The sequence below is a fragment of the Arenibacter sp. F26102 genome, from assembly GCF_023015865.1.
Taxonomy (GTDB): Bacteria; Bacteroidota; Bacteroidia; order Flavobacteriales; family Flavobacteriaceae; genus Arenibacter.
In genome coordinates this window covers 46,194-57,275 of the sequence record NZ_JALKBC010000014.1, presented here as the reverse complement: position 1 = coordinate 57,275, position 11,082 = coordinate 46,194, and the positions used below count along the sequence as shown (strand labels likewise).

Genomic DNA, 11,082 nt, shown 5'->3' with positions numbered 1-11,082 from the left:
GTCTCCCGACTTTGAGGAAGGATGTTTAAGGTTTATGACTATATTGAATTTTCGAAATCTATTCATATTTTAAAAATGGCGATGTTCGTATAACATCTATAACAGGATTTGTAGCTAGCTCAATATTCTCCAAAATTCCTTTGCTATCGATATAGTTTGTGGCACTGGAATAAAGGTATTCTGATGCTTTTTGCACTATGCCGGCCCGTACAGGGTTAAGATGTATATAATCCAATTTTGACCATAGAAACTTCTCTGAATATATTTCCTCCGCATGATTGCTATAGCGCCAAAATTGATAGTTCTTGTTCCTGTCATGAGTTTTGGTCGCATTCTTGAAACGTTCAAGCATCCATTCTTTTCTACTTTCGGGCTCCTCCATAATTTTTTCAAGTATAGTTCTGGCAGTAAATTTTTTAAAGTCCCGAATCAGGTCCGATAGTTTTCCATTTTTTGATTGTACTATCAGATGGACGTGGTTACTCATGATTACGTATCCATATAGTAACATATGCTTGCTATTGATACAATAGTCAAGAGAATTAATGACTACATCCCTATACTCCTTTCGAGTAAAGGCATCAATCCAATCTACCACTGTGGTGGTTATAAAATGTGCCTTATCTTGATCTCGAATTATGTAGCCTTCTTTCATTTGGTTTTTTCTTTACACCGTCTTGATTAATTCGCTCACGTTGTTCTTTTATTATCTTCTGCCATTTCTTAATAGTTCGTAGTGCTCAAAGTCGGGAGACTTTGCGCAGCTGGTTTTGGAATTTGTATTTTCTGCTCATTCTTTTTTATTGACTACTATTTTTTTTCTGCTCTTGAACCGTTCTGCTCACTGTTGACGGCACGAGCTTGCCTAGCCGTCAGGCAGGCGAGACGCTCGCGCTAGCGGGGGACTGGATCTCTATCAAATGGTAAGGGAATATATTGAATTCTACAATACCAAAAGAAGGCATACAGAGATAGGAAAAGTACCGCCCGATCAAATTTATAACACTAAAAAAATGGCATCTTAATTGATAACAAATATCTTTAAACTGTCTTAAAGATGGTGAGTAGCATAGTTACCAACAATTGATTATGGTCATTGATAATATATCTTTAATAAGTATGTTATATAATCTTTGTTGAAAAACACCTTTTTTCCGGCTAGGGCGAGAAGCTGTTAGTGGGGGAAGTAGTTGCTAACATAGTATATTTTAATTATATCTAAGTTACACAGCCAGAATTAAATATAGGATGAATTGGTGTAAATTATTCGAGGTTAAACAATTTAAAACCAATGCTTTCAAATTGAATATAATGAACAGTGATTTCTTAATTATATCCTTACGGTTTTGCTCTTTGACATTCATTTTATAGCACAAATAGCTGGAATTGAAATTGTTTGAAGGCAATAGACTTTTTATGGCTAAGGGGAGAACAATTTATTAAATGTTTATATTCATCCTAAATGTAGAATTATAGGATGAATAATAGTGATTCTCATGGCTTTTAAATTATCAAGTTCATGTCTTCACTTCTTAGAAAATCTAAAAAATCAATATGACGATATTGGCATGTTTGAAATATACTTAGCAATATTAAATATTCATCAATATTGTTTGTAGAAAAAAGCCCATCAACAACTTTTCGATAGGCGGCAAAATGTTTAATTCCATGCTCCGCATTATTGTTGTTCCAAGGGATTCCGTCTACCTCTAGGAATAGAAATAATTTTTTTCTGTTCTTCAGGAATCTTTTTACATATTTCTCAAATAGTTCTGAATCTGATTTTGAATGTATTAACCATTTATAAAACTTTTCAACATCTCTCACATGCTTAAATATAAATCTCTTTTTCAAGCCCTTATTGTTAATTGTAGCCACTATAAGGTTAATTAAATCTCCAAATTGAATAACAAGTTCCTTAAATTTAAAATCCAATGGATTTTTATATAAATCATCATTTAAATCTCTAATTAAATGAATTAAACATTTTTGTTGGCGACATGGTAAATTGTCATAACCAGTATAGAAATCACTAATAAAAATGCCTCTAAAATTTTTCAGCAATTTTTTTAAAAAATCTACCTCCCTTGTTTTCCTGAATATAAATATAACCGTCTCCATATTTGTAAAAATCCATATATAACCCTTTGAATCTATGCCTCTAATGCTAATTTTAGTTTCATCCGCATGGATTATGTTTCCTTGAAGTAAATTTTCGGCCAGTTTATTGTAAACCGAACGATATTTTCTAGCAAAATCTTGCTTAAATCTTTGAAGCGTATTTTCTCTAATGGATAATTTAAAAATAGACAACAAAGTTGCCTGTATTTTGTTCATGGGTACACGGCAAGCAACATATTGATATACCACCCAAATCTTTAGGTTATTCCCGTATCTGCCACTCGGTACCTGGTTTTTTTGATGAGGGTTGTAGAATATAGCACCACAATCAGCACATTTAAATCGATAGGTTTCATAATGGATTGTAGATCTTTTTATGCCAGCTGACATATACGCCAAATCATAAATAATTCTACTATATTTATCGTGCTTATTTACATTTGCACTTATGCATTCTGGACATAAACAACGACCATCTAGTTTCACGTACTTATTCACTAAAGGTTTCGGTTTTTTTTTAGCTATTTTCTTTTGTACTTTTCGAATTATATTATTTGTTTTTAAGAATACTTTTGTACGCTGGTAGTCAAAGTATGCGTACTTTGCAATATTTTTAAAATATTCAGCATTATATGAATTGTGTGCATATTTTTGAGAAGTTAATCTATTCAATCTAATATATTCACGAGATTCTTTATCTGCATTAAAGCTTTTAACACTTTGTATAATATAGTCCATTGCTTCACAGTCTTCAATATTATATTGAATTATCTGTATTTTTAGATTATCATTGGCTGTATTATTCCATTGTTCTCTTAATACCAAACATTTTAAACCAGAGGCATCAGTAAGTGTCCATTTGAATCCGTAATAGGATGCTATATCTTTTAGGCCATTTGTATAAGTTGGCGGATGAACCTTTGAATTAAAAATTGATAATAAGTTCATGGAATTTTTAAAAATTAGGGTTAACTCCTGTTCATATTTGTTGTTGTTACTTTTATTAAATGCCATAAGTTTATTTAGCTCATAACTGCCATAGTGGTAACAAGTAAAGCTGCTTTTGTTTTTTAATATTGATAAAAACTTTAAAAAAATAGACGGCTCTTTTTCTTTTTTATCAGCCCAAAAAGAGTGCCTTGTTTTGATGCCATTTTCCAGAACAACTAAGCCAATTAAATAGATAAAATCTTCTTCAGGAATTCCTTCGAAATCAAAAAATATTAAACATGCCTTTTCATGGAAGTCAGGGGCAGTATCTATTATTGTCTTTTTTTCTCTTAATGCTAATGCACGAAGACCATATTGAAACCTTTTATTTTCTTTGGATGTTTTCTTGCTTCTTCTTGGCCTAAATGTGTATGATAATTGATCTAATGTGAAAATTCCTTTGTTATTATATTTAGCTATTTCTTTCTTGCCAATATTGCCCAATAAGCTAATGTCATCTCGTTCTATTAGTACGTTTTTACAATGGGACCAGTAACCACAAACATTACAATGCTTAATCTTTGAAAAGGATTGTTGTATTTGTCTTAAGTCAAAATTTCCTTTCAGGAAAACTTGGGCAATTTCATGGTTAGTTTTTATAATTTTAACAATAGATTTTTCTCCACAGACAAGTTTTATACGGCTGATTTCGGTTTTTGTGTATTCAGCAAATTTGTAAGCTATAATGTAATAAATAGTTCTGTCTTCGTTTGTAATGGTTGAGTTAGGATGAATAAAGACGGGAATTTTTGTATTAACTCCTTTTTTTTTGTCTACTTCGAGAAAATCTAGATAAAGACGGTATTTGTTTAGGGTGAATCGGATATTTGTAAGAATATATTTTCCATCAGCGGTAATAGATGCTAGCGTGTCATAATTCGCAGACTCAAGAAAATTATAATTTTCCTTTATAAGAGCACTTTGGAATCTTTCAATCAGAACTATTCTCTTGTTAGCTATTAGGTCAGTATAATCATTATTTTGTGGCTTACCATTTAATTGTAAGAAATACTTGTGTTTACAATGTACTAAACTTGATATAAGTTCATTCGTTATCATATGCTTATATTAGTGATAACCTTGGGTTAGTATCCCGATACCGAACCTGTTATAAATCTAGTAAATATATTTGTAGCTAGTAATATTTTGGGTTGGAATATTTATCCTTTTAGGGATGGATTTTTTAGAACACAAACATTATATGATTTTGAGTAGCGTGACTTATTTGAAAATGCGTATTTAATTGGAAAGGTTTGTTGAATCCACCCCTACTAAATTGGTGTCCATTTAAGGTGTAGGGCGAAAAGGCCATACCAACATCCCCCGCTGGCGCGAGCATCACGCTCGTGCCCATACCTTGAATCTGAATTTTTATCCTTTTCCTCATAATTCCATCATTCCTAAATGCAAACCTTCATTATCTATTTTTAAAATGGAATCATCATCTGCATAGTTCCTTGCACTACTGTATTTCCAATCCATTGGGTCCGTAACAAATCCTTGTTCCACGGGATTATTGTGGATATAATCTATTTTTTGCTTAATTACTTTTCCGCTCCATAGTTCAATTGGTTTATTATGCTGTTGCCAAAATTGTCTTTTGCTCACGTTGCTGTTTTTCTTGCCTGCCCGCTCCATCATCGAGAGTAGCCACTCTTTTCTGCTTTCCTGTGGGTTTTCTTCGATTGCCTTAATTATTTTTCTTGCGGTAAAACCTTTAAAATCTCATAGTAAGCCGGATGGGTCTTCATTATCTGACTGAAACACAAAAACATGGCTGGGCATAAAACAGTATGCAAAAATTTCCATTCCTTTTTCTGCTCTACAATGTTCTACAGCTTTTTCTAAAATTGAAAAATAAATCTGTCTCGTAAAAACATCCATCCAATACACGGTTGCGAAGCTTACAAAGTAGGCCGCGGAGGAGTTTTGGAATTTGTATTTTCTGCTCATACTTTATTATTGACTGTTATGTTTCCTAATATTGAACCCTTCTGCTCAATGTTGACGGCACGAGCGAGACGCTAGCGCTAGCGGGGGTTTACGGTTGCATAAAACTTGTATGTTCTACTTCCCTTGACCTTTTCTCTATTATATTTTGGCTTATTTTCCCTATTTCAATATTATTTTTCTCAAGGAATTGCCATAGGCGGTTTCGAGCAATACGGCATATACGCCGGACGGCAAGCCTGAAATATCGAAGGGGATTAAATAGGAGGAGGCACCCCTATCCTTTTTGGAGGCCATAAGAGCGTTGTTGGCGAAGTTGAATATTTTGATACTGATATTTCCCCGTTCGGAAAGAACTATATCAGCCGTAAATTTCCCATCTGTAGGATTGGGATAAATAATGAAATCTTCGATAAGCTTTCTGGGATCTGCCTGTCCATCTCCTGAAGTTAATACTTCATTCTCTGTGACCAACACTTTTTTGGTCTGTTTTGCAAAACATTCACCAATTTGGGTTATGATTCCTATTCCGTATTCACCAGGTGCATTGAAAACCATTTCAGCCTCGTCCGAATCTTGTTTTAGAATAGTTGCACCTTCAGGCAAAATCCACTCTTGGGTTTCGGGTAGGGGGTAGCTAATATCCACGGCTATAAGGGACTCCCCAACAAAAACTTGACTGGAAACTGCGAATTCGGCATTTATTTCATCATCTGTAACGTCAACAAAAATAGTGTCCATTGCCATACAGCCATTTTGGTTTTTAACTACTACAGAATAATTGCCACTATCATTAATCGTTACGCTTGGGTCGGAACTGGAAAATCCATTGTCTGAAGTCCAATTGTAAGTGGCATTCGAATTGTCTGCAGTTGCATTCAGCACTAATACCTGTCCTTTACAAAGTGTCCTGTCCTCGCCCAAATTGACTTCTAATGGAATTGGTTCTTCTATTACATAAGTTCTTGTTAGAGTGCCATTGCCAAAACCATTGATGTTTACGGTATAATTTCCTGGAGCCAAATTTGTAATATTATTCGTAGAGGCTCCAGTATTCCAACTGTAAGAAAATGTTCCGTTACCTTGATTTACAACTATTTCTATGCTGCCATTATTTTCGCCATAACAGCTAGGTTGCGTGATTATTTCCTCCACAATATCGGGTTGAGTAATGTCATATATCGCTGTTAGGTTACAGCCGTTATTATCAGAAATGTAAACCTGGTAGGAGCCTGCGGTTAGATTTGTAATTTCCTGTGTATTTCCCATTTCCTTATTATCCGAAAGTCTAATCCAATTCATAGCGTAAGGTGTAGCTCCTCCTTCTATTTGAAGTGTGATTTTACCGTCATTTGCCATGTATTGAGAAACATTGCTCACTGTAGCATCTGCAATGTGGACTGGATCGGGAGCTGGATTTATGGTTACAGTGGTTTCTTCAAAACAACCATTGTCATCAAATACCTCCAGATTATATTCACCTGGTTCCAAATCGATTAAATTTTGGGTGATGGACCCATTGCTCCAGAGATAACTATATGGTCCGGTACCACCTGATACGGTGACTTCTATAGCACCTGTGGCGCCACCATTACATAACCCACCGGTTAATTCGACTACTGTTATATCCAATACCCCAGGCTGAGTTATGCTTATTGGTAAGGACTCTCTCGAAATTGAGTTGGCATCGGTAACCCTGACAAAATATTCTCCCGTGGAGAGATTACCAATAATTTTTGTATCCTCTTCCAAGATAGAATTACCGTTTGTTACCTGAAACCATTCGTAAGAATAAGGAGGGACTCCACCTTGAACGGTGGCCATAATTTCACCGAAATCGTCTCCGTTACATTCCAGCATTACAGTTTGAACCAGGTCCACCAGTAGAGTTCCAGGTTCAGCAATAGTTATAGGACTGGATACCAATAGACAGCCGAGGTCGTTATTGAGGGCATAATTATCGTCGGTAATGGTCAGTATGTAATCTCCAGCTTCCAAGTCAATAATATCTTCATTAGTTGAAGTGAATCCATTCGGTCCTGTCCAACTATAACCCAGGCTTCCAGTCCCTCCGGACGCTGATATACTAATTGCTCCATCTGAGACATTTGCCGCTGAAAGTGGTTGCTGTAGGTCGATAACGAAACTTAATTCTTGAGGTTCATTGATAATTACTGGATTGGGAGATATAAAATCGCAATTATTACTATCCCTTACATAGACCGCTATGCTACCTTGGGCCAGTCCATTAAAGAAGGGGGAGTTCTGATAATTAATGCCATCCAAGGAATAAGTATAGGCTCCTGTTCCACCAAAGGCCTCTATTTGAACACTGCCATCGGAACCACCAAAACAACTTACATTTGTAGTAAATATATTGGTTATATTGAGTGGTGCACTAGGTTGATTGATCGCAATTGGAGGTGATGAAGTAGTTGTATTGTTATCTGTGACGGTTAACATATAACTCCCGGCGTCAATGCCAGTAATGTCAGGGCCATCTGTGCCGTTGCTTATTGGAATAGGGCTTCCATTAGCAAAAGTCCATTCATAAACGATAGTCCCCTCTCCAGTTACCATTGTGGTAATGCTGCCGGTGGCTTCGCCAAAGCAGTTTACATCTGTTGTAGTAATGTTGTTTATGGACAAGGGACCAGGTTCTGGTACGAAAAAGGTTTGGGCGAAATAACAACCGTCAATACCACCTTGATTACCTGGAGAGGTGATTTCCACTGTATAATTACCTGTTACTAATACATCAATATCCTTAGTGGTCCTTGGGATTGTAATTCCAGGTCCGGTCCAACTGTAGGCATAAGGTTCTGTTCCTCCTAACACCTCAAGGTTGATACTGCCATCTGAACCTCCGGTAGATGTAACGTTTGAAATGCTTTCAGTTACTGAAATTTGTAATGGTTCAATAATTTCTACTATGGTAGTGAATTCACATAAGTTATTATCACGCACTATCACTACATAAGTTCTTGGGGCTAAATCGTTAAATGTATCACCTACTTGAAATCCGAAGCCATCATCTATGGCATATTCATAAGGTGCTGTGCCTCCCAGAACGGTAATCTGTATACTCCCGTCATTACCACCATAACAAGAAGCCACCGTAGGTACTACTATTGCATCAAAGGTCTCTAGGGGTTCTGTTACGGTAACGGTGTCAGTAACTTCCGGGTCCCCAGAGGCATCTGTAAGCCTTAGGATATAGATGCCTTCGGTCAAATTAGCAATAGTTGGGGTATTTGGTGATATTATAGATTGGCCATCCTGTCGTTCCCATATGTAATTGAAAGGCGCTACACCAGTCACCGCTGCGGTTATACCGCCTGTTGCTTCTCCCTTACAAAGAACGGACGATGGGGTTAGACTTGAAATCCCTAATGGCCCCGGCTGGTCTATTACAATTGGTAGGTTGCTAAGAGGTGAACAGCCATTGGCATCGGTAATTTGGGCAATGTATTCGCCGGCTTCCAAATTAATTAGATTGGAACTCGTGGATCCATTTGGAGGTGTAAAAGGTTGACCGTCCTTGGCCCAAGAAATCGCATATGCCTCGGCAGTTGGCGAAAATGGTGTTCCTCCAGCTATGTTAAGCATTATGCCCCCTTGATTTCCACCATTTGTGGTAGTATTTTCAGAAGTCGACGAGACTGTTATTTCATCCGGTTCAGAGACCAATACACCAATTACGGGGTCGGCCTCGCAATTATTTTGGTTTCTGAGATAAATATCATAGAATCCCCCGCTAGTTATTGGAATTGTGCCGTTATTAAGCGGGGTCCAAGTGTCAAAAAAATCCAATTTGTATTCGTAGCTTGAGCCTCCGGAGGCCATTACTGATATGCTTCCATCTTGAGCCCCTAAACAGCTAATATTATTTGGGGTGGCAGAATTTATTATAACCTCTTCGGGGGTATTTAAAGTGATGGTGGTACTTTCGTAACCTGAGGGGTCATCAAATTCGGTAAAGCCAGCTGAAGCGACCTTTAAAATATACTCTCCAGGCTCTGATAGGTTGTTTAGAGAGATTGTTTGATTTCCTGTGGTTTGAATGGGGGACATTGCCCCGTTAATTGTCCATTGGTAGTTATAATTAAGTACTCCTCCAGAAATAGTTAGGGTTATACTCCCATCATTTCCATTTGGACATAATATTTGATTCACTTGCTGATCAACTATCTGCGGGGGAGGAATCGTGGTAACTAAAATATTTTCAGAAGTGAGATTGCAACCGTTACTGTCTGTTATAGTTATCTTATAGGTGCCAATTCCTAATTCTTGAAATTCAACTGTTTGGTTTAGACTATTGTGAATTAATTTTGGGTTTGTAATAGTTTCAAATTCGAGAGTAGTTTCATTTTCCTTTGCCAATTCAAAAGTATAATTGGGAGTTCCCCCGTCGTAGTTTATGCTGATGACCCCATCATTCGAGTTGTTTGATGAAGCAATGCCAGGGTTGGGATTTTCAAAACTTAGACTTGGCGGTGTGGCAGGGATCTGACCGTTAAGTGGTACTGGGTCACTTTCGCAGTTTTCTACAGAATAAAAGGCTTTAACCTCTACATTTTGTGCTATGGCCCCTAATTCAATTGGTTGTGGGTTTAGTTCGTTGGACAACCATTCGCCTCCATTTAATCGGTATTGAAACTTATATATGCCGGACGAATCTAAATTGTCACCACCTGTCGCCGCAAATGATATTTCAGCTGTATCACCACAGAATTGGGGAGCAATAATGCTCCCAAAGGGTATTATTGGTGAGGGGCTTTCAATTGTGAATTTAGGTGTAATCCCCCCACTTTTAACATCTACATCCCCTTGATTTGGAAAATCATAGCGAACTTCCTGATATATGATATAATATTCTGCATAATTTAGTACGGTATTGCCATTGTCAATGGTACTGCTACCCTCTAGGCCTTCAAATGTACCTGTATAATAACCTGATCCATCATTTAAAGGCATAAGCGTTATACCCAACGGATCTTTAAAAGATTGATTGGGAAATACTGGAGGGTCAGTCTTAAGCTGGTCTACCGTGGCATTGATGGGGGGTGAACCTTGAAATATAAAATATCGCATTTCATAACCTACTGATGAGTCTACGTTTCTGTCAAATTCTAGGGTTACTGAGCCGTCAGCAGCTCCATTACATGTAGCGTCAGTTTTTATTGTGTTTTGGAGTTCGGGAGAGCAGGCTTTTATATCTAAACTCACCCATTCCGAAAAATGTGAATTGTCTGAAGAACGGACATCCGCCACATATCGAGCTCTTGTTTTTACAATTGGGGTATCCATACTAGGATCAATCCCTGGAATATCTGTCAAATTGAAGGTGAGGCTTGCAGATTTGAGGCTATACGCGGATAGTTCTCCATTTATTATATTACCCATTGAATCTGTATATGAATACTCTAAAGCATAAGTTAATTGTATATCTTCACATTCTGCGACCTTAATTGTGAATGGATCACAATCATTTATTTCGTAATTGTCTGGAACTATTAAAGACTCTGAAAGCTGAACTATTCTGCTATAATGGTCCAAAAATACCACGCAATCATAATAAACAATAAATCCTGATTCTGGTAGTTGTGAATATGTTCCTTGTCCTGGAATTCCAAATGTTAGATGATCTCTACAATGCGTAAATGATCCGGTAACCTCGACAGGAAAATAGCTATCTGCAGTTGGACAGCTAGATAGTTTATAAAAAGATATTTCAGTTTCTGGATTTTCAGGATCATGATTTAGTAGAGTAACTACGTCATCATAAACTAAGCGAGAGTAGTCTCCCCCCGATACCTTTACACGATATATTTCGGTAGTAGCGGTAGAACCTAAAGATATTATAACCTCGGATGAATCACCATCCTCCCAATCAATGGGATTACTTTGTTCAATATCATATTCCACTTTATACTTAGTCTGTGCCATTAAACTATCCGTAAAATAAAAAAACAGTAACAGTATTATAAACCCAACTATGTATTGTAGCTTTTTCATGCC

Annotated in this window: 3 protein-coding genes and 1 pseudogene; all 4 read right to left on the bottom strand. The window is 36.9% G+C overall.

Translation table 11 applies throughout. The annotated features are described in order from the left end of the window. Positions 1–58: 58 nt before the first annotated feature. The 4 genes and pseudogenes from MWU78_RS17380 to MWU78_RS17365 all read right to left on the bottom strand — a co-directional run bounded on the left by MWU78_RS17380 (position 59) and on the right by MWU78_RS17365 (position 11,079). Positions 59–655 carry a transposase gene (locus MWU78_RS17380; protein ID WP_247000072.1) on the bottom strand — a complete coding sequence of 199 codons (597 nt, stop codon included), beginning with the start codon at positions 653–655 and terminating at the stop codon, positions 59–61. 848 nt (positions 656–1,503) lie between these two features. Beyond that, entirely contained in the window at positions 1,504–4,170 is a 2,667-nt protein-coding gene (locus MWU78_RS17375; protein WP_247000070.1) for an IS66 family transposase, read from the bottom strand. 324 nt (positions 4,171–4,494) lie between these two features. Further along, positions 4,495–5,064, bottom strand: a pseudogene (locus MWU78_RS17370) (transposase). 159 nt (positions 5,065–5,223) lie between these two features. Beyond that, positions 5,224–11,079, bottom strand: coding sequence for a T9SS type A sorting domain-containing protein (locus MWU78_RS17365; RefSeq protein ID WP_247000068.1), 5,856 nt, complete (start codon positions 11,077–11,079; stop codon positions 5,224–5,226). Positions 11,080–11,082: the final 3 nt, after the last annotated feature.

What these genes read in the sequence shown, in the direction of transcription:
- MWU78_RS17375 (WP_247000070.1), bottom strand. Translation starts at nt 4,170, where the DNA reads ATGATAACGAATGAACTTATATCAAGTTTAGTACATTGTAAACACAAG.
- MWU78_RS17365 (WP_247000068.1), bottom strand. Translation starts at nt 11,079, where the DNA reads ATGAAAAAGCTACAATACATAGTTGGGTTTATAATACTGTTACTGTTT.
- MWU78_RS17380 (WP_247000072.1), bottom strand. Translation starts at nt 655, where the DNA reads ATGAAAGAAGGCTACATAATTCGAGATCAAGATAAGGCACATTTTATA.